Annotated in this window: 18 protein-coding genes; 8 read left to right on the top strand and 10 right to left on the bottom strand. The window is 68.4% G+C overall.

Annotation, left to right across the window (positions count from 1 at the left end):
- Positions 1-141 precede the first annotated feature (141 nt).
- The 5 genes from QCD75_RS15065 to QCD75_RS15045 all read right to left on the bottom strand — a co-directional run bounded on the left by QCD75_RS15065 (position 142) and on the right by QCD75_RS15045 (position 5,564).
- Complete coding sequence (locus tag QCD75_RS15065) at positions 142-303, bottom strand: glycine zipper domain-containing protein (RefSeq protein ID WP_226758904.1); 162 nt, start codon at positions 301-303, stop codon at positions 142-144.
- Between the two features lie 89 nt (positions 304-392).
- The gene (locus tag QCD75_RS15060; protein WP_301229987.1) at positions 393-1,211 is read right to left on the bottom strand and encodes a bifunctional allantoicase/(S)-ureidoglycine aminohydrolase; all 819 of its coding nucleotides are present in this window, start codon (positions 1,209-1,211) and stop codon (positions 393-395) included.
- A gap of 35 nt (positions 1,212-1,246) precedes the next feature.
- Entirely contained in the window at positions 1,247-2,527 is a 1,281-nt protein-coding gene (locus tag QCD75_RS15055) for a DUF6986 family protein (protein WP_301229985.1), read from the bottom strand.
- 3 nt (positions 2,528-2,530) lie between these two features.
- Positions 2,531-4,129: a malate synthase A gene (aceB, locus tag QCD75_RS15050; protein WP_301229983.1), complete on the bottom strand. Its 1,599-nt coding sequence runs from the start codon at positions 4,127-4,129 to the stop codon at positions 2,531-2,533.
- A 28-nt stretch (positions 4,130-4,157) separates the two neighbouring features.
- The gene (locus tag QCD75_RS15045; protein ID WP_301229981.1) at positions 4,158-5,564 is read right to left on the bottom strand and encodes an NAD-dependent malic enzyme; all 1,407 of its coding nucleotides are present in this window, start codon (positions 5,562-5,564) and stop codon (positions 4,158-4,160) included.
- Positions 5,565-5,784: 220 nt separating this feature from the next.
- On the opposite strand from QCD75_RS15045, the gene QCD75_RS15040 reads away from it, so the two are divergent.
- Complete coding sequence (locus QCD75_RS15040; RefSeq protein WP_301229979.1) at positions 5,785-6,540, top strand: IclR family transcriptional regulator; 756 nt, start codon at positions 5,785-5,787, stop codon at positions 6,538-6,540.
- Between the two features lie 91 nt (positions 6,541-6,631).
- Here the strand turns inward: QCD75_RS15040 and QCD75_RS15035 are convergent, their stop codons facing one another.
- Positions 6,632-8,140, bottom strand: coding sequence for a nucleobase:cation symporter-2 family protein (locus QCD75_RS15035; RefSeq protein ID WP_301229977.1), 1,509 nt, complete (start codon positions 8,138-8,140; stop codon positions 6,632-6,634).
- Between the two features lie 158 nt (positions 8,141-8,298).
- Positions 8,299-9,207 (bottom strand): factor-independent urate hydroxylase, encoded by a 909-nt coding sequence (pucL, locus tag QCD75_RS15030; RefSeq protein WP_301229975.1) that lies wholly within the window; start codon positions 9,205-9,207, stop codon positions 8,299-8,301.
- A gap of 350 nt (positions 9,208-9,557) precedes the next feature.
- Between pucL and QCD75_RS15025 the strand changes: the two genes are divergently transcribed.
- The 6 genes from QCD75_RS15025 (at position 9,558) to QCD75_RS15000 (ending at position 17,117) form a co-directional block, all read left to right on the top strand.
- Entirely contained in the window at positions 9,558-9,770 is a 213-nt protein-coding gene (locus QCD75_RS15025) for a hypothetical protein (protein ID WP_301229973.1), read from the top strand.
- 295 nt (positions 9,771-10,065) lie between these two features.
- Positions 10,066-10,560, top strand: a complete 495-nt coding sequence (locus QCD75_RS15020; protein WP_301229971.1) for a nucleoside deaminase — start codon at positions 10,066-10,068, stop codon at positions 10,558-10,560.
- A gap of 181 nt (positions 10,561-10,741) precedes the next feature.
- The gene (locus QCD75_RS15015) at positions 10,742-12,079 is read left to right on the top strand and encodes an XdhC family protein (RefSeq protein WP_301229969.1); all 1,338 of its coding nucleotides are present in this window, start codon (positions 10,742-10,744) and stop codon (positions 12,077-12,079) included.
- Positions 12,070-13,068, top strand: coding sequence for an FAD binding domain-containing protein (locus QCD75_RS15010; RefSeq protein WP_301229967.1), 999 nt, complete (start codon positions 12,070-12,072; stop codon positions 13,066-13,068). Before QCD75_RS15015 ends, QCD75_RS15010 begins: the two co-directional genes overlap by 10 nt.
- 2 nt (positions 13,069-13,070) lie before the next feature.
- Positions 13,071-16,079, top strand: coding sequence for a molybdopterin-dependent oxidoreductase (locus tag QCD75_RS15005; protein WP_301229965.1), 3,009 nt, complete (start codon positions 13,071-13,073; stop codon positions 16,077-16,079).
- A gap of 54 nt (positions 16,080-16,133) precedes the next feature.
- On the top strand, positions 16,134-17,117 hold the full coding sequence (locus tag QCD75_RS15000; RefSeq protein WP_301229963.1) for an aldo/keto reductase: 984 nt from the start codon (positions 16,134-16,136) through the stop codon (positions 17,115-17,117).
- Positions 17,118-17,212: 95 nt separating this feature from the next.
- Here QCD75_RS15000 and QCD75_RS14995 read toward each other — a convergent pair whose 3' ends face one another.
- The gene (locus QCD75_RS14995; protein WP_301229961.1) at positions 17,213-17,734 is read right to left on the bottom strand and encodes a DUF488 domain-containing protein; all 522 of its coding nucleotides are present in this window, start codon (positions 17,732-17,734) and stop codon (positions 17,213-17,215) included.
- A gap of 94 nt (positions 17,735-17,828) precedes the next feature.
- On the opposite strand from QCD75_RS14995, the gene QCD75_RS14990 reads away from it, so the two are divergent.
- The gene (locus QCD75_RS14990) at positions 17,829-18,473 is read left to right on the top strand and encodes a uracil-DNA glycosylase (protein WP_301229959.1); all 645 of its coding nucleotides are present in this window, start codon (positions 17,829-17,831) and stop codon (positions 18,471-18,473) included.
- Positions 18,474-18,625: 152 nt separating this feature from the next.
- Here the strand turns inward: QCD75_RS14990 and nboR are convergent, their stop codons facing one another.
- Both nboR and QCD75_RS14980 read right to left on the bottom strand, forming a co-directional pair.
- Complete coding sequence (gene nboR / locus QCD75_RS14985) at positions 18,626-19,252, bottom strand: nicotine blue oxidoreductase (protein ID WP_301229958.1); 627 nt, start codon at positions 19,250-19,252, stop codon at positions 18,626-18,628.
- 31 nt (positions 19,253-19,283) lie between these two features.
- The coding region (locus QCD75_RS14980; RefSeq protein ID WP_441005496.1) for a transketolase-like TK C-terminal-containing protein at positions 19,284-19,612 on the bottom strand (329 nt) is incomplete at its 5' end.

Genomic DNA, 19,612 nt, shown 5'->3' with positions numbered 1-19,612 from the left:
CTTTATGAAAAGTTTAGAGAAGGTAGGGTGCCAGAGTCAAGGGGTGCGTTAAGGCGATATGCGGCTGCAGGCGATCGCGCGGGACCTGCCTGTTCGGGCACAGCCATCTGCCCCGGGTGGTGTGTCGGTAGGGGGATTTCTCTACCCCTTGGAGGGATCCTTCCGGGCCGCCAGGCCCACGAGCGCCCCGACGCCAATGCCGATCAACAGGCCCGTGAACGGCTTGTCCGCGGTGGCAACTCCGATGGCAAGGCCGAGCGCGGCGCCAATGAGCATTCCGATCCACAGCGATTCGTATTTCACAGCCTCAGGCTAGCAAGCGCCGCTAAGACCCAGAACCACCGCCAGGGGCCCGGCCGCCAGGCGGCGCGGGCCCACTGCCTCGGCCGTGCTCAGGTGAGGCGGATCTGCCGGTTGACGTCCTTGTAGAGCAGGTAGCGGAACGGGCCCGGTCCGCCGGCATAGCAGGCCTGCGGGCAGAAGGCGCGGAGCCACATGAAGTCACCGGCCTCGACTTCCACCCAGTCGTCGTTGAGCCGGTAGACGGCCTTGCCCTCGAGGACAAAGAGGCCGTGTTCCATCACGTGGGTTTCGGCGAACGGGATGGAGCCGCCGGGCTGGAACGTGACGATGTTGACGTGCATGTCGTGCGCCATATCGTCCGGGTCGACGAAGCGCGTGGTGGCCCAGGCGCCGTTGGTGCCCGGCATGGGCCGGGGCTCGACGTCCTGATCGCGGGTCACAAAGGACTTCGCCGTGAAGCCGTCCAGCGGCTCATAGGCCTTGCGGATCCACTGGAAACTGGCAGCCTCCCCGGGGGCGGCATCGTTGGAGACTTTCCAGTCCGAGCCCGCGGCGAGGTAGGCGTAGCCGCCGGCCCCCAAGTGGTGGATCTCGCCGTCGAGCGTCAGCGTGAGTGCGCCTTTGGTGAGGAAGATGACGCCCTCGACGCCGGTCTCTGCCTCGGGCTTGTCGCTGCCGCCGCCCGGGGCCACTTCAACGATCAGCTGCGAGAAGGTCGTGGCGAAGCCGGCGATGGGCCGGGCGATGATCCAGGCACGGGTTTTGGTCCAGCCGGGGAGGTTGCTGGTGACAATGTCGCGCAGCACGCCTTTGGGGATGACGGTGTAGGCCTCTTTGACGACGGCGCGGTCGGTGAGGAGCTGGGTCTGCGGCGGCAGGCCGCCTTCGGGGGAAAAATAGTTGCTCATGGGGTGCGCTCCTTTGTGAAGAGGTCAGTCAACGGTCAGTGGTTGGGGGAGCCGGCAGGCTGGGCCAGCCGGGGGTGGGCCAGTGTGGTCAGTTGGGGCAGCCCAAGGCCGGTGAGTTGGCGGACTTCCTCCGTTCCGGCGGCCCCGCACTGGACGCCGCGCAGCACGAAGGCCGCGAGGGCCCTGGCGGTGGCGGGTTCGTCCATGACGCTGCCCTCGATCCGCTCCACATAGTTGCGGAGCCGCGCGGCTGCGGCGGGAAGGCCCTGCCGGTAGAACGCGTAGGTGGCGGCGAAGCGGCTGGGCAGCTGGGCGGGGTGGAGATCCCAGCCCTGGTAGTACCCGCGTTCCAGCGAGCGGCGGACCAGCCGGCCGTGTAGCCGCCAGGCGTCCAGCACCCCGTCGCCGACGGGGATGACATTGGTGGAGCCGTCGGAAAGCCGGATGCCGGTACCGGCGACGGCAAGCTGCATCACCTCTTTGGCGTAGTCGGCCACCGGGTGTTCCATCGACTGGTATTCCGCGGAGATCTGCAGCGATGCCGAGTAGTCGTAGGTCCCGTAGTGCAGGGCGCTGATCCGTCCGGGGACGGCGTGCGGCAGTTGCGCCACCGGGGACGTGCCGTCCGGGCCCAGGATCAGCTGCGGCGTCTCGACCTGGACCTCAAAGCGCAGACGGCCTGCGGGCAGCGAGTGGATTTCCTCCAGCCGGGACACGGCGAAGTCCATTGCCTGCACCTGCGCCACGGTGGTGACCTTGGGCAGGGTGAGGACGAGTCCTTCCGGCAGCTCGCCGGCGGCAGCCAGGCCGGAGACAAACAGGTCCAGGGTGCGCAGGCCGCGGGCGCGGGTGGGCGCCTCGAAGCACTTGAACCGGATCCCGATGAATGGCGGGGCGCTGCCGTCCGCCACTGCAGCGGCGACGGCTGCCGCGGCGGCGACGGCGGCCGCGTCTTCGGCATCGTCACCGCGGTCCCCGTAGCCGTCCTCGAAGTCCAGCCGGAGATCCTCGATCGGTTCGCTGCCCAGCTTCGCGGCGACGCGGGTTGCCACGGCGTGGGCAAGCTCGGGGTCCTGGCCGAGCAGGGTGCCGAGCCGCTCCAGTCCGCCGTGGGCGTCGGCCGCGGCCAGCGCCCGGGCGCCCCAGTCGGCGGCGAAGCCCGGCGTGAAGCGGTCGGCCGGGACATAGACGGTGTGCACTGGCTGGCGGGTGCCGTCGTCTCCCGGGTAGTTCCGCTCCAGCAGCTCATCCGTTGCCGCTAGCTGGGCGTCGATGTGTGTAAGGTCCTTGGCACTCAAGGAAGCGTTGATGCCCATTTATCAGCCCACCAGTTCATAGGCCGGCGTGGTGAGGAAGTCCGTGTACTCCTCTGAAAGGCAGATATCCCCGATGAGCTTGCTGGCGGGGAGGTAGTGCTTTGCGAACGCTTCCTCGCCCACCTCGCCGCGGAGCCTCCCGGTTTCCTCGGCGAGGATTCCGGACACCAGCTCGCGGGTTACGGTCCGGCCGGTGTCAGTGAGGACCACCCGGTTGCGGATCTGCTGCCAGACCTGCGAGCGGGAGATCTCCGCTGTCGCGGCGTCCTCCATCAGGTTCTGGATGGCGACGGCGCCGTTTCCCGAGATCCACACCGCGGTGTAGGCGACGGCGACGTAGAGGTTCAGGCGCAGGCCCGCCTCGGTGACGGTACCGCCGGCGGACGGGATGTCCAGGAGCTGGTCCACGGTGACCGAGACTTCCGGGCGCTGCTTGTCCAGCTGGTTCGGCCGCTCGCCCAGGACCGCGTCGAAGACGTCCCGGCAGACCGGGACGAGGTCCGGGTGGGCAACCCAGGATCCGTCAAAGCCGTCGTTCGCCTCGCGGGTCTTGTCCGCGCGCACCTTCTCGAAGGCCTGGGCTGTCACCTCCGGTTCGCGGCGGTTGGGGATCACAGCCGCCATGCCGCCCATCGCGAAGGCGCCGCGGTGGTGGCAGGTCTTGACCAGCAGGTCCGTGTAGGCGCGCATAAACGGCGCGGTCATGGCTACGGTGGCGCGGTCCGGCAGCACAAAGCGCGGGCCGGCGTCGCGGAAGTACTTGATGATGCTGAACAGGTAATCCCAGCGCCCGGCGTTCAGGCCGGAGGCGTGGTCGCGGAGTTCGTAGAGGATCTCATCCATCTCGAACGCGGCCGGGATGGTCTCGATCAGGACGGTGGCGCGGATGCTGCCTTGCGGGATGCCGAGGTAGTCCTGGGCGAAGACGAAGATCTCGTTCCAGAGGCGGGCCTCGAGGTGGCTCTCCATTTTGGGCAGGTAGTAATACGGGCCCTGGCCATTCGCCAGCAGCTGCCTGGCGGTGTGGAAGAAGTGCAGGCCGAAGTCCACCAGCGCGCCCACCGCCGGTTGCCCGTTAATGAGCAGGTGGCGCTCGTCCAGGTGCCAGCCGCGCGGGCGCGCCACGACCACGGCCAGCGGGGCATCGGTCCGGAGCGTGTATTCCTTCCCTTCCGGGGAGGTGTACGCCAGGGTGCCATTTGCTGCGTCGCGGAGGTTCAGGAGTGCGTCAATCACGTTGGACCAGGTGGGGGTGCTGGCGTCCTCGAGGTCGGCCAGCCAGACTTTCGCCCCGGAGTTCAAGGCATTTATCGCCATCTTGGCCGGCGAAGCGGGGCCGGTCATTTCCACGCGGCGGTCCTGCAGCGCTGCCGGGGCGGCGGCAACTCTCCAGTCGCCCTCCCGGATGTCGCGGGTCTCCGGCAGGAAATCAAGCTTCCCGGTCCGGGCCACGTGCTCGCGCTTCACCAGGCGGGCCTTGAGCAGGTCGGTGCGGGTGGCGGCGAAGTGCTGGTGCAGCTCAGCTATGAATGCCAATGCTTCCGGATTCAGAATTTCTTCGGCGCGGGCGATCGGGTGCTGGTCTGTGACTATGAGGGCCATTGTCCGGGTCCTTTCCTTAGGCTGTGAATCAGGCTTTCGCGGCTACGGCGGAGGCGGCGTGGGCTGCGCCGGCGACGGCAGCGGCGACATCGGCGGCAACATGGGGGTCGAAGACGCTGGGGATGATGTAGCTGGCATTGAGCTCATCGTCGGCCACCCGGTTCGCGATCGCCTCGGCGGCGGCCACGAGCATCCCGGGGGTGATGTCGGCTGCCCCCGCGTCCAGCAGCCCGCGGAAGAACCCGGGGAAGGCCAGGACGTTGTTGATCTGGTTGGGGAAATCGCTGCGGCCGGTGGCCACCACAGCTGCGTGCCGTGAGGCGATGACCGGGTCGATTTCCGGCGTGGGGTTGGCCATGGCGAACACAATAGCGTCCTCGGCCATGGATGCCACCTGCTCTTCGCCGATCACATGCGGCGCGCTGACACCGACAAAGACGTCGGCCCCCTTGAGCGCCTCATGCAGGGAGCCGGAGAATCCCTCCTCGTTGGTGTTGGCCGCGATCCAGGAGCGGTGCTCGTCGCTGTATTCCCCGCCGGAGTGGATGGCACCCGAGCGGCCGGCGGCAATGATGTGCTGGGCGCCCTGCGCCTTGAGCAGCTGGATGATGGCGGAGCCGGCGGCGCCGACGCCCGAAACCACGATCCGGACCTCGCCGAGCTTCTTGTCCACCACGCGCAGGGCATTGGCCAGGGCAGCCAGCGTGACGATGGCGGTTCCGTGCTGGTCGTCATGGAAGACCGGGATGTCCAATTCCGCACGGAGGCGGTTTTCAATTTCGAAGCAGCGCGGTGCGGCGATGTCCTCGAGGTTGACGCCGCCGTAGACCGGGGCGAGCGCCTTGACGATCATGATGATTTCCTCGGTGTCCTGGGTGTCCAGGCAGACCGGCCAGGCGTCCACGTTGGCGAACTGCTTGAACAGGGCCGCCTTGCCTTCCATGACCGGCAGGGCGGCGGCCGGGCCGATGTTGCCCAGGCCCAGGACGGCGGAACCGTCGGTGACGACGGCGATGGTGTTGCGCTTGATGGTCAGGTTCCGGGCGGCCTCGGGGTTTTCCGCGATGGCCAGGCAGACCCGCGCCACGCCGGGGGTGTAGGCCCGGGAGAGATCATCGCGGTTCCGCAGCGCGACCTTCGGGACAACCTCCAGCTTGCCGCCGAGGTGCATCAGGAAGGTGCGGTCGGAGACGTTGCGGACGGTGACGCCGTCGAGCGCGTTGAGCGCGTCCTTGACGCGTGCGGCGTGGTCGTCATCGGTGGTGTTGCAGGTGACGTCGACGACGAGGGTCTCATGGTGGGACTCGGTGACGTCCAGGGCGGTGATCGCGGCGCCGGCGGCACCGACGGCGGCGGCCAGTTCGCTGGTGGCGGTGAAGCTTGACGGTGCCTCCACACGCAGGGTGATCGAGTTTCCGGGGCTCGGATTCGCCATTGAATTTCCTCCTAGTCGGCCCGCGGGCGGGCTTTCGTTGCAATCAAGTTATTTCGTATTATGGATATTAATATCTACCTTGTGGAAATACAAGCCCCGAATGTTGGCTGCGCGGGCTGCGTCGACGGTGCGATGGCGGTGCGGTATCTTAGGTCTACTAAGCTCTTTTTCACGATGCGGATAAAAGTTGTCGTCAGCAACCCCTCAGGAGACCAAAGTTATGGCGGAAAAAACCACCGGAGGCGTGCAGTCGGTTGAGCGCGTTTTCGAACTTCTGGAACTGATTACTGATGCCGGCGGCGACGTCACCCTCAGCGAGCTTTCGGCCTCCACCGATCTGCCGCTGCCCACCATCCACCGGCTGCTCCGCACCCTGGTCAATCTGGGATACATCCGGCAGCTGCCGAACCGCCGCTATGCCCTGGGGCCGCGCCTGATCCGCCTCGGCGAGGCAGCGAACAAGCAGCTGGGGGCTCTCGCCCGTCCGCAGCTCCAGTCCCTCGTGGAACGGCTCGGGGAAACCGCCAACATGGCCGTGCTGGACTCGGACATGGTCATGTATGTGGCCCAGGTCCCGTCGCTGCATTCGATGCGGATGATCACCGAGGTGGGTCGCCGCGGCTTCATGCACGCCACCGGAATGGGCAAAGCGATTCTTGCCCAGCTGGACGACGAGACCGTGCGTGGCATCGTTGCCCGGAAGGGCATGCCCACCCCCACCCCTAAGAGCATCGGCGATGTCGAGGCCCTCCTGGCGGACCTGAAGCTGATCCGGGACCGCGGCTACTCCATCGACGAGGAGGAGCAGGAGGTCGGCGTCCGCTGCTTCGCCATTGCCATCCCCAATGCGCCGACCCCTGCGGCGATTTCCGTCTCAGGGCCCGTGTCCCGGGTGGACGAGGCCTTCGCGGACCGCGCCGTGCCGCTGCTGCGCGAGGCGGCCCTGGCGATCTCCCGGGACCTCAACAAGACCTAAGCTGCAGCTGTCCCGACCCGGCCTGCGCGGCCGGCTGCGGCCCCTTTCCCGCCCCGGGAATGGGGCCGCAACTGTCATAGTGGTGGTGCCGTCAGTGGTCGGAGCTCGATGCCGACTCCACCGGGACTTCCTTGCCGTCGCAGTCGATCAGCTTGCCGCCCTCGAAGCGGTCGCCGTCGGCCAGCGGCTTCAGGTCGTCCTCGCGGATGACCCGTCCGGTTCCGGCCACAAAGACCGACTGGTTCTCCGAATTGCCTGCTTTCATGTGGTTGAAGAGCAGATTCAGCGCGATCGCCATCACAGCGGCGGAGCTGATGCCGGAGTGGAATATCGTGCTGAACCAGGACGGGAACTTGTCATAGAACGTCGGGGCCGCGATCGGGATCATGCCGAAGCCGATCGAGGCGGCGACGATGATCAGGTTCATGTTGTTCCGGTACTCGACCTTGGCCAGGGTGCGGATACCGCTGGCGGCAACGGTGCCGAACAGCACGATGCCTGCTCCGCCGAGAACCGCCGTGGGCACGGCGGCCACGACGCGGCCCAGGACGGGCAGCAGGCCCAGCAGCACGAGGATGACGCCGCCGGCGGCGACGACGTAGCGGCTCCTGATCTTCGTGACGGCAACCAGCCCGACGTTCTGGGCGAACGCGCTCTGGGTGAAGGACCCGAATATGGGCGCCAGCAGGCTGGATCCCATGTCGGCCCGCAGGCCTGCGGCGATCCTTTTGGAGTCCACTTTGGTTCCGACAATCTCGCCAACGGCGAGGATGTCGGCCATGGTCTCTGTCAGGATCACCAGGACCACAATCACCATGGAGATGATTGCCGCGATTTCGAAGGTGGGCATACCCAGGTGGAACGGCGTTGGAAACGCCACGATCGGGCCGTCCGCGACTTTGGAGAAGTTGGCCATCCCGGTCACGACGGCGATAATCGTTCCGCCCACCATGGCCAGCAGGATGGAGAGCCGGGAAATGGTGGCACTGCCGACCTTGCTGAATACGAGCACCAGGGCCAGCGTGATCCCGGCGAGCCCGATGTTCGCCATGCTGCCGTAGTCGTCGGCCTTTTTGTTGCCGCCCATGGCCCAGTTGGCGGCCACCGGCATCAGGGTCAGTCCGATCGTGGTGATCACCGTACCGGTCACGACGGGCGGGAAGAACCGGACAATCTTTGAAAAGACCGGGGCGATGAGGAGCCCGATCGCTGCGGAGACGATGACCGCCCCAAAAACGGCCGGAAGGCCGCCGCCGCCGGTGACAATTGCCACCATGGTTGCCACGCTGGCGAACGATACGCCCTGCACCAGGGGCAGTTGCGATCCGAAGAACGGAAGGCCCAGGGTCTGGAGGAGGGTTGCCAGCCCGCCCATAAAGAGTGCGGCCGCGATCAGGATCCCGATATCCGAGGGGGAGAGGCCGGCGGCCTGACCGACGATCAGGGGGACCGCAATAATGCCGCCGTACATGGTCAGGACATGTTGGAATCCGTACGCGAAGCTGCTGGCAAGGGAGAGCCTTTCGTCCTCGGGACGGCGGGCCGAAGGGATGGGGCTTCCGGGCTGTCGGCTGGCAGCAGCCTTCTTTTTCATGTTCATGGCAGACTTTCTTGGTTCATGGCAGACGTCTTTGTCTGGCTAACGGTGTCTGGCTAACAGATGTGGCTTGGTGGGGTGATGCCTGCCGGTTCCAGTGTCGTCGCCCGTGCTGGCGGCGGCACTGGAACCGGCGGCTCTCGGAACCGGCGGCGGAGGTCCTAGCAGAAGCCGGCGATGCCGGACCAGGCGGCCTCGGCCGGTATGGCGTCTTCGCGCTGGACCGTCGCCTCGATCAGGCCGTACGGGCGGTCAGCGGCGAAGAAGACCTCGTTGGGGTTGTCAAGGCCGAAGGGTGAGAGGTCCACCAGGAAGTGGTGCTTGTTGGGCATCGAGAACTTGATTTCGTCGATCTCGCTGTGTGCTTCCAGGACCTTGGCGCCCATGTCGAACAGGGTCTGCTGCAGGGCGTGCGAGTACTTCTCGGTGAAGCCCTCCAGCAGGAGGGCCTTGACGTCCTCGTAGCTCTTGTTGAAGTCGAGGGAGCTGAAGTCCGTGCCGGCGTTGAAGCGCCAGCGGGCGGAAACGTCGGTGGCGAGGATCCGGTCAGTGGTTTCCGGCAGGGTGGTGTACTTGTCCCGCGGGTAGCCGACGAAGCCTGACTGGGTGGATTTGAGGACGGTGAGGTCCTTGAGCCCGGAGATGAGGTGCTGCTCGGCGCCGTCGCGGACCAGCACCGCGGTCCGGACTTCCTGGCCGTTGCGGACAAAGGAGTGGTCGTGCGCTGCGCCGTGGGCCTGGATGCGGTCCCAGCTGTAGGACTCGGCCGCCCAGCGGCCGCCGCTCACCCAGTCGAAGCTTGAGGTGAAGTGCTCTCCGAGCCGGAGGAGGAACGCCTCCGGGGAGCCGATGCCCTCCCGGGCGAAGGCGTAGATGGTGTTCTTCTGCGTGTCCGTGGCCACCACGTGGCTGTTGTCGCCTTCGAGGTGGGCCGCGGCGAAGTCGCCGCGGAGCTGCGAGGTGACGTTGAGGTCTTCGATCTCGTGGCGCTCCGTGTCGCGGGTGATCTTGACGACGCGAACTTCGGCTTTACCGTACTGGTTCTGTCCGAGGACGATCTTGTTGTTCATGGAGGGGTTCCCAACTTCCGGTATGTGGAGTCAAACTTCCACATAGAAATTTCGGACGCGTTTCGCGTTCGTTTCTTTCTCCGCCGGCCCATAAAAAAGAGCCGACGTCAGTTGACGCCAGCTCATTACAACCCTGCCTGCTGCTCCCAGGTTACGTGACCTACGCCACGAATTACTTTCAAGGCTAACTCAGCCCGGCGGTGCTGTAAATCACAATCCGAACTTTCCGATTGTGACCGGGGCGCCGCGTGACCGGGGTCGCAGACCCTTGACCGGACTCCGGCATGCCCCTAACGTTTCCGTATAACAAGAACTGAATTTCGTATTGTGAAATAACGAAGGAGCATAAAATGCAACAGCAAGCGCCCGCCACGCAGGGTACCGAGCCGCCGCAGGCAGTGGACGAGCTCTATCTGCCCCGCGGCGGCACCGATCCCGACTTCTATTTCCCGGCCAACCGTGGGCACCGGCCCGGACGGGTTTCGCGCTGGGTCAACCGGCTGCGGGCGGCCAGGTCCAACCGGCTGCCAGCTTCAGCGCCGCGCCCGGATGCTCCACAATAGGTCCGGCAGCTTCCGGGCCCGGTCCCGCCTGCCCCAACCTGCCCGGGCGTGCATTGTGACGACTCGGAAATCTGGATTTCACATCACGAAACTATGCTTCCAGAAGACGCTGGCGCGGCACTCGATCCGCTGCTAGTCTCGCTGGTGTCAAAGGCGGGCACCCGGGGACCCGGGGGCTATCTACCAGGCGCAACTGAACCTTCATCGCACACGCTGAAGCCTGGTAACCGACGCAGCTGACGCATTACGTTGGGCCACGGGGTACTGGCTTCCACAGGCACAAGGGAGTCGCATCATGGCTGTCACCGTCACGGACCAGACGCATCTTGCCCGGTCCATCGAGCTGGCCACGGCCAACGTCCTGAACAGCGGGGGGCCTTTCGGGGCCGTCATCGTCACCGCGGACGGCCAGGCATTCGACGGCGTCAACCGGGTCACCGCCACCAACGACCCCACCGCCCATGCCGAGGTCACAGCCATCCGCCGGGCCTGCACCGAACTAGGCACCTTCGAGCTCAGCGGGGCCACGCTCTACACCAGCTGCGAACCGTGCCCCATGTGCCTGGCCTCCGCCCTCTGGGCCCGCGTGGACCGCGTCATTTTTGCCGCCGACCGCCACGACGCCGCCTCCGTCGGGTTCGACGACGCCGTGTTTTACGAGTACTTCGAGAACAACCAGCCAGAGGCTGTCCTGCCCGTGCGCAAGCTGGAGCTTGACGGCCCGGAAGCGCCTCCTGTACTGCAGCCGTTCAACACCTGGAACAGCCTGCAGACCCGGATCGGCTACTAGGACCCGTGGCCGGCGTGCGGGTTTCGCTGCGCTTACGGACAATCGCGGCGCGGATCCCGGGCGCGGCAGTCCGAAACCGCAGCGGATTTCCGGTGGACCCGGCCGGGGCGGCGCTTCCCCCGGCCAGTGATACGAACGAGAATGTGCACACCAACGCCGCACGCGGAAAGGGGGTGCAGCCGTGCTGGATCTGATGCCCGCGCTGGCAGCCCGGCGGCCGGCAGCCGCCGGTGAGCGCTGCGCCGTGGCCACAGTTGTCGGTGCCGGCGGTTCCGTGCCGCGCCCGGTGGGAACCTCCATGCTGGTGTCCGAGTCCAGCGACGTCCTGGGCAGCCTGTCCGGCGGCTGCGTCGAGGGCGCCGTCGTGGCTGCGGCCTTTGAGGTGATGGCCGACGGCGGCCCGCGCCGGGAGTTCTTTGGCTACAGCGCCGAGGACGCGTTCGCCGTCGGACTCACCTGCGGCGGTGAGCCGGAAATCCACATCGAACTGCTGCCCGACGCCGGCGGGGGCCTCCGCCTGGACAGCCTGCAGGCACTGGACGCGCACGATCCCGCCGCCGGACTGGCGCTCATCCGCCGGCTGGATGACCATTCCCGGGCAGGTTCCGGCTCCCCGGGAGGTGCCGGCGCCGTCATCACCCCGGACCCGGGCAGCTACCAGGTGGCGCAGTCCGGGGCCGTGGCCGCAATGCTGGGGGTTGCCGGGGACGGGGAACATCCGCTGCTGCTGGCGGCCGCTGCCCAGCTGGAGCCCCTGCTTCGCGGCGGCCGGACCGGGCTGGTCCGGCTTGCCACGCCGGAGGGCTGCCTTGCCGGCACAGCCGTGCCACAAAACGCCCGCACCAGGCCGGGGCCGATCACCCTGCTGGTGGAGAGCCGGCTGCCGGCGGCCCGGATGCTGGTGTTCGGCGCCAACGACTTCGGCGCGGCCCTGCTGCCTGCCGCCCGGCTGCTCGGCTACCACGTCACTTTGTGCGACGCCCGGCCCGCCTTCGCAAGCCAGTCACGCTTTGCCGGCGCGGACCAGGTGGTCACCGCCTGGCCGCACCGCTATCTGGCCGCCGAAGCCGCCGCCGGCCGCGTCGATGCCCGGACCGTCGTGTGCGTGTTCACCCACGATCCCAAGTTCGACATCCCCCTGCTGCAGACCGCGCTGGGCCTGGACCTGGCCTACGTCGGGGCCCTGGGATCGCGGCGGAGCCACGTCCAGCGTGTCGATTTACTTCTTGCGGCGGGGGTCACTGCCGTCGACCTGTCCCGGCTGCATTCGCCGATCGGGCTGGACCTGGGAGCGGTCACCCCGGCCGAAGTGGCGGTGTCCATCACCGCGGAACTGGTGGCCAGCCGTACCCGGTCCGCCCGCGGGCTGTCCCTGAAACACGGGAGCGGACCGATCCACCAGCGCGCCGGCCAGGGCAGTACCGCCGCCCCTCCGGCCGGCACACTGCCGGTCCGCACGCTGCCGGCCCGCACCCCTCAGGCCCGCACCCCGCAGAACCAGGAGATGCCATGGACATGAACACCATCGAGGCCGTGGTCCGCACCGAGGACCCGGCCGACTGGCGCGCCGGCGACGCCTGGCTGGCCGGCGGCACCGTGCTGTTTTCCTACGGCAGCTTCGCCTTTGGCAAGGACCCGCTGAGGCGGCTGCTGGACCTCGGCTCGACCGGCTGGCCGGCCGTCACCGTGTCCGATGCCGGGATCGAGCTCGCGGCCACCTGCACCGTCGCGGAACTCTATGCGCTTCCCGCCGGTGACACCGGCCGCTCGCACGCGGCCGGCTGGCCCGCCCTGGAGCTGGTCCGGCCCTGCTGTGACTCCTTCGTGGCCTCGTTCAAGGTCTGGAACATGTCCACCGTGGGCGGCAACCTCTGCACGTCCCTGCCGGCCGGACCCATGACCTCGCTCTGCGCGGCCCTGGACGGTGTGGCCACGGTGCTCGGACCGGGCGGCGCCAGCCGCACCGTCCCGGTCGCGGACTTCGTCACCGGGGACGGACGCAACTGCCTGGCACCCGGCGAGCTGCTCCGCAAGATCCAGCTGCCGGCGTCGGCCCTTGCCTCCCGGGTGGCCTTCCGCCGGCTGTCGCTCAGCAACCTGGGCCGGTCGGGGGTGCTGCTGATCGGCAGGCTCGACGCCGACGGCAGCCTGGTCCTGACGGTCACCGCTGCCACCACACGCCCCGTGCAGCTGCGCTTCGCCGCGCCGGACGGCGCCGCGACGTCGCAGGCGGCCCTGGTCGAAGCCCTAGACGCCGCCATTCCGGACGGGCTCTACCACGATGACATCCACGGCCTGCCCGCCTGGCGGAAGGACATGACCTACCGGCTGGCGGAGGAAATCAGGGACGAACTGGCATCCCCGGCCGGGGTCCCGCCGGTCCGCGTGTCCGGGGACTTCTGGCCCCCGCAGGGTGCGGCGGCCCGCCCACGGCACACCGTTACACCGCAGGCTGCGCCACGGCAGGCTGCGCCACAGCAGGGTATGCCGGAGCAGGAAGGGGCCTGAGCATGTCCAACCGGACCGACCGGGCCATCGAAATCAACGGCGTCCCGGCCGAGGCGGAACCCCGTCCCGGCCAGTGCCTGCGCACCTTCCTGCGCGAACAGGGCACCTTCGGCGTCAAAAAGGGCTGCGACGGCGGCGACTGCGGCGCCTGCACGGTCCACGTGGACGGCACTCCTGTGCACAGCTGCATCTACCCGGCCGTCCGGGCCGGGGGCCACGCCGTCACCACCGTCGAGGGGCTTGCCCGCACCTCCGGAGCCTCCGGGGGGAGCGAAACGATCGGGACGGCCTCCGGGGGGAGCGAAACGATCGGGACGGCCTCCGGCGCGGCGGCCCCGGACCGGGCTGCCTCCCGCGGGGGCGACACAGACCCGACGGCGCCCTCCGGCGCCCTCCATCCGATGCAGCAGCAGTTCCTGGACCGGCAGGGATTCCAATGCGGATTCTGCACCGCCGGTATGGTGATGACGGCGGCCACCTTCGACGAGGCGCAGAAGGCGGACCTGCCGCGGAACCTCAAGGGGAACCTGTGCCGCTGCACCGGCTACCGGGCCATTGCGGACGCAGTCTGCGGCGAGGCCGCGTACGGCGAATCCAGCCACCCGGACCCCGCGGTGCCGGGGTCCGGGACGACCGGCGAAGGCCAGCCCGATCCGCGTTCCGGCCGGCTCGGCGACGACGTCCCGGCGCCCGCCGGCCGGGCGATCGTAACCGGCGCGGCGCGCTTCACCCTGGACGTGCCGGCGTCGGAGCTTCCGGGGCTGCTGCACCTGAAGCTGCTGCGCTCCCCGCACTCCCACGCCCGCGTGCTGTCCATCGACGCCACCGAAGCCCTGCGGATTCCCGGCGTGGCGGCGGTCTTCACCCACGAGGACTCGCCCGCGCAGCTGTTTTCCACCGCGCAGCACGAGCTCTATACCGACGACCCGGACGACACCCGGGTCCTGGACGACGTCGTCCGGTTCGTCGGGCAGCGGATCGCCGCTGTCGCCGCCGACACCGTCGCCGCGGCGGAAGCCGGCGTCCGGGCGCTGAAAGTGGAGTACCAGGTGCTGGACGCCGTGTTCACGCCGCAGGACGCGATGCGCCCCGGCGCCCCGCTGGTCCACGGGGACAAGGACGCCGCCACCACACGCATCGTCCGGCCGGAACGGAACGTCGTGGCCGAGCTGCACTCCGAACTCGGCGACGTCGCGGCGGCCTTCGCGGCAGCGGACTTCATCCACGAGCGCACCTACCGCACGCAGCGCGTGCAGCACACTGCACTGGAGACCCACGCCGCCATCGCCTCGATCGACGGCGGCGGCCGGCTCCAGATCCGCACCTCCAGCCAGGTGCCCTTCCTGGTCCGGCGCACCCTGGGCCGGGTCTTCGGCCTGCCGGGGGACAGGATCCGGGTCGTGGCGGGACGGGTCGGCGGCGGCTTCGGCGGCAAACAGGAAGTCCTCACCGAGGACATCGTCGCCCTCGCCGCGCTGAAACTGCGGCGCCCGGTGCAGCTCGAATTCACCCGCACCGAGCAGTTCACGGCCTCCACCACCCGGCACCCGTTCACCATCCGGCTCAAGGCCGCCGCCAGCCAGGCGGGCCAGCTGACCGCCCTGCAGCTGGACGTGCTGACCAACGCCGGAGCCTACGGCAACCATTCCGTGGGAGTGATGTTTCACGGCTGCGGCGAATCCCTGGCCGTCTACAACTGCGCCAACAAGAAGGTCGACGCGCACGCGGTCTACACCCACACCGTGCCCTCCGGCGCCTTCCGCGGCTACGGGCTGAGCCAGATGATCTTCGCGATCGAGTCCGCCGTCGACGAGCTCGCCGCCGGGATCGGCATGGACCCGATGGAATTCCGCCGCCGCAACATGGTCCGCGAGGGTGACGACATGCTCTCCACCCACCCGGACCCGGAAGAGGACGTGCTCTACGGCAGCTACGGGCTGGACCAGTGCACGCGCCTGGTGCAGGACGCCTTGGAGCGCGGCCGGGAACGCTACCGGGCCGCCGGACTCGACGACCTCGGCCCGGATTGGGTCACCGGGGAGGGCTCGGCACTGTCCATGATCGCCACCGTCCCGCCGCGCGGCCACTTCGCGCACTCCCGGCTCCGGCTTCTGCCCGACGGGACCTACCAGGTGGACGTGGGGACCGCGGAATTCGGCAATGGCACCACCACGGTGCATGCCCAGCTCGCCGCCACTGCGCTGTCCACCACCGCGGGCCGGATCACGGTCCGGCAGTCCGACACCGACCTCGTGGAACACGATTCCGGCGCGTTCGGCTCGGCCGGGACGGTGGTGGCCGGGAAAGCCACCCTGGCCGCGGCCGAGGAACTGGCCGTGCGGATCCGTGCCTTCGCCGCACGCATCCGGCAGGTCCAGTCCTCCGGGTGCGTGCTGGAGGACGACGCCGTCGCCTGCGAGGGAACCCGGGTGCCGCTGGCGGAACTGCACGCCGCCGCCGCGGCGGCCGGCGTCGAACTTTCCGCGGAGGGGCACTGGGGCGGGACGCCGCGGTCGGTGGCGTTCAACGTCCACGGTTTCCGGGTGGCCGTGAACACCGGGACGGGGGAGTTGCGGATCCTGCAGAGTGTGCAGGCCGCCGACGCCGGCGTGGTGGTCAACCCGCGGCAGTGCCGAGGGCAGATCGAGGGCGGCATTGCGCAGGCGCTCGGTGCGGCGCTGTATGAGGAGGTCCGGGTGGACGACGCCGGGCGGGTCACCACGGACATCCTCCGGCAGTACCACATCCCGTCCTTCGCGGACGTGCCGCGCAGCGAGGTGTACTTCGCCGACACGATCGACAAGCTGGGCCCGCTGGGGGCGAAATCCATGAGCGAGAGCCCGTTCAACCCGGTGGCGCCGGCACTGGCCAACGCCATCCGGAACGCCACGGGGGTCCGGTTCGCGGAGCTGCCCATCGCCCGGGACAAAATCTACCTGGCCCTGAAGGAAGCCGGCCTCACCCCCCTCCCGCCACTAGCAACGCGGGGTCAGGTACGGCCCATGTTGTAGGGTTTCTTGGGCCGTAGCTGACCCCGCGTTTGGGTTCCGGCCTATAGTCGGATGATGGAACAGCGAATCTTAGGCAAGACCGGACGGAACGTCTCCATTGTCGGGCTGGGGACCTGGCAGCTGGGCGCGGACTGGGGCAATGTGGATCCCGCGCAGGCGCAGGCCATCCTGGCCGCCTCCGCGGACGCCGGTGTCACGTTCTTCGACACCGCGGACGTCTACGGCGACGGCCGCAGCGAACAGGCCATCGGCGCATTCCTGGCCGGCAACCCGGGCCTGGACATCACGGTGGCCACGAAGATGGGCCGCCGGGCGGAGCAGCTGCCGGAGAACTACAACCTCCCCAACTTCCGCGCGTGGACCGACCGGTCCCGGCGCAACCTGGGCGTCGAGCAGCTGGACCTGGTCCAACTGCACTGCCCGCCCACCGCCGTGTACAGCAGCGCCGAAGTCTACGACGCCCTGGACACGCTCGTGGCCGAGGGGGCCATCCGGAACTACGGCGTCAGCGTGGAGCGGACCGACGAAGCTCTCGAGGCCATGCGCCACGAAGGCACGGCCACCGTGCAGATCATCCTCAACGCCTTCCGGCTCAAGCCGCTGGACGCGGTGCTGCCCGCGGCGCAGGCTGCCGGCGTCGGGATCATCGCCCGGGTGCCGCTCGCCTCGGGGCTGCTGTCCGGCAAGTACACCGCGGACACGTCCTTCGCCGCGGACGACCACCGGAACTACAACCGCACCGGCTCGGCGTTCGACGTCGGGGAGACCTTCTCCGGCGTGGATTTCGGGCAGGGCCTCAAAGCGGTGGCCGAGTTCGAGGAACTGGTGCCCGACGGCGTCAGCACCGCCCAGGCGGCCATCGCCTGGATCGCGGCGCAGGACGGTGTCAGCACGGTGATCCCCGGCGCGCGGAACCCGGACCAGGCCCGCGCCAACGCCGAAGCGGCGGGGGTCAGCGGGATCGACGCAACGTTCGACGTCGGCGTCCACGAAATCTACGACCGCTACTTCCGCGAATCGATCCACCCCCGCTGGTAGCCCCTCCCCCAAACCAACGCGGGGTCAGATCCGGCCCATGTTGACGTGATCCATGGGCCGGATCTGACCCCGCGTTGTGGTGGGAGTGCCGGACGCTAGCCCGGATACCAGACCCGCTCTCCCTCAACGCGTGCGAAGGAGGTGAGGGTGTGGGGTCTGGCCGACTTTTCCGTCATGATGTCCAGCACCTCGACGTTCCGGACCAGGAGCGCGTCACCGATCAGCGAGCGGTGGCAACGCCACGGGACGGCCTCCGCGCACATGATCGCCAGATTGTTGCTCCGCCCGCGCGCCACCAGCTCGGCGATGGCTGTGGAAAATTCCCCGGTCTGCATATAGTCGGCGTAGCCCCGGAACGACGCGTTCCGCCAGGCGCCGTTGGGGCTGTCCTTTCGGGCGTGCCGCAGGCCGCCAAGGGATGCCATCCGCCGGTAGGTGATCCCGCTGGCCCGCACGCTCGCCGCCAGGGCATCCGCGTTGAACTGCGGGTTGTGCCGCGACTTCGGGACGGTGCGCACATCGACCAGCTTCCTGACGCCGTGGGCCTTCAGGATGCCGATGAACTCGTCGATCGGATGCGTGGAGTGCCCCACCGTGAAGATGGTCATGTCCGTCATGTCCCCATGCTAAAGCGGCGCGGCAGCCTGTGCCGGCGGCGAAGCGGCCCGGATAGTCTGAGTGACCTATGAGCTGCCAAGGAACGGGCACCGAATGACTTCATCTTTCATCGAGGGCTTTATTGACCGGCTCGCGGCTGTGGAAACAGGGCCGGCGTGCAACAACTTCTTCGACCACACCGTGCCCGGCAATTCCCTGCGCCAGCGGAACCTGGCGATCTACCTGCGCGAAATGCTGGACCGCTCCCCGAAAGTGCTGCTGCTGGGGGAAGCCCCCGGCTTCAGGGGCATGGGGATCACCGGAGTTCCCTTTACCAACCGCACGATGTTCCAGGGCCCCGCCAACAGCTTCGGGCTGTTCGGGCCGGGCAAGGGATACGTGCTGCCGGCGGAAGCTGCGGGCGTCGCGGCCGAACCGACGGCCACGGTGATGTGGGAGGTGCTGGCCGAACTGGAGTTCCTGCCGCTGCTCTGGAGTGCCTGCCCCTGGCATACCCACGTGCCCGGTCGGCCGCTGTCCAACCGCACTCCCACCGCCGCCGAAGCGGCGCTGGGAACCCCGTTTTGGCAGGCTCTGGCGGAGGAGTTCTCCATCGAAACGGTGGCGGCTGTGGGCAACGTCGCGCACCGGAGCCTGCAGCGGAGCGGCCTGGACGTCCCAAAAATCAGGCATCCCGCCCATGGCGGCCGGGCCGGTTTCAAGCTTGGGCTGGAAGAGCTGCTCGCCCCCTCCCGCTAAACCACAACGCGGGGTCAGATCCGGCCCATGTTGGGGCGCTTTTTGGGCCATATCTGACCCCGCGTTGTGGTTTCCTGTGCTGTGCTGTGCTGTGCTGTGCTGTGCTGTGCTGTGGTGGGTGGTGTACGGCGGCGGGCGACGGCGGCTGGGGCCTAGCCGAGGAGGTGCAGTTGGTCGGGGGTGTCGAGGTCCTCGCCGCCGGAGAGGTCGCTGCAGTCCACGAGGTCGATCAGCTCCGGGTGGGCCTGGAGGAAGAAGCGTGCCCCGGCGTCGCCCGTTGCCGATTCCGCGGCTGCAGCGCGCAGGCCGGCATCCAGGAGCAGCGGATGTCCACGGCGCAGCGCACCCTCCGGCCCGCCGTAGGCGGCCGCCGTCACCCGGCCCGGCCGGTGGGAGGCCAGCATCCGGGCGACGGTCTCAGCTGTCAGCCCCGGCTGGTCCACCAGCGCGATGAGCACATGGTCCCCAGGGGTCGCCGCGCCAACTCCGAGCCGGAACGAGCTGCCCATTCCGGTGTCCCAGTCCGGGTTCTCGATGACCCGGTGCAGGCTGAGGTCAGTGCCTGCCCGGACCGTTGCCGCGTTGGCGCCGAGCACAACCACCACTTCCCGGCAGCCGCCTGCGAGCAGCACGTCGGCCACAACTTCCACGAGGGTGCGGCCGCGGAACGGGAGCAGCGCCTTGGGCCCGCGGCCCAGCCGGGTTCCGGCGCCCGCGGCCAGCAGCACCGCCGTCGTGCCTGGAGTCGGGCTCGGGCTCAGGGCTCCGCGGTCGCTCATCTGCCCACCCTAACGCCCCGGACGCCGCGGGTCAGGCATCGCCTCCCGCTCCGCCGGTGGTCCCGGCGTTGACGTCCAGGAGCTTGTAGCGGTCCATCGCGTAGGCGGGCACGCCGCCGTCGACCTCCCCACGCGAGGCCAGCAGCTGCAGGGTCTTCACCACAATGGAGTGGGTGTCGTTCTTGAAGAAGCGGCGGGCTGCGGCTCGGGTGTCGGAGAAGCCGAAGCCGTCGGCGCCGAGCGAGGCGAACTGGTGTGGCAGGAACTGGCGGATCTGGTCCGGGACGGCCTTCATGTAGTCGGTGACGGCCACGATCGGGCCGGTGGCGCCGGCGAGCTGCTGGGCCACGAACGGGACGC

Origin of the sequence: Arthrobacter sp. PsM3, from assembly GCF_030433895.1 — a bacterium.
In the GTDB taxonomy this organism is placed as follows: domain Bacteria; phylum Actinomycetota; class Actinomycetes; order Actinomycetales; family Micrococcaceae; genus Arthrobacter.
This window is presented reverse-complemented; position numbering and strand designations above follow the sequence as displayed.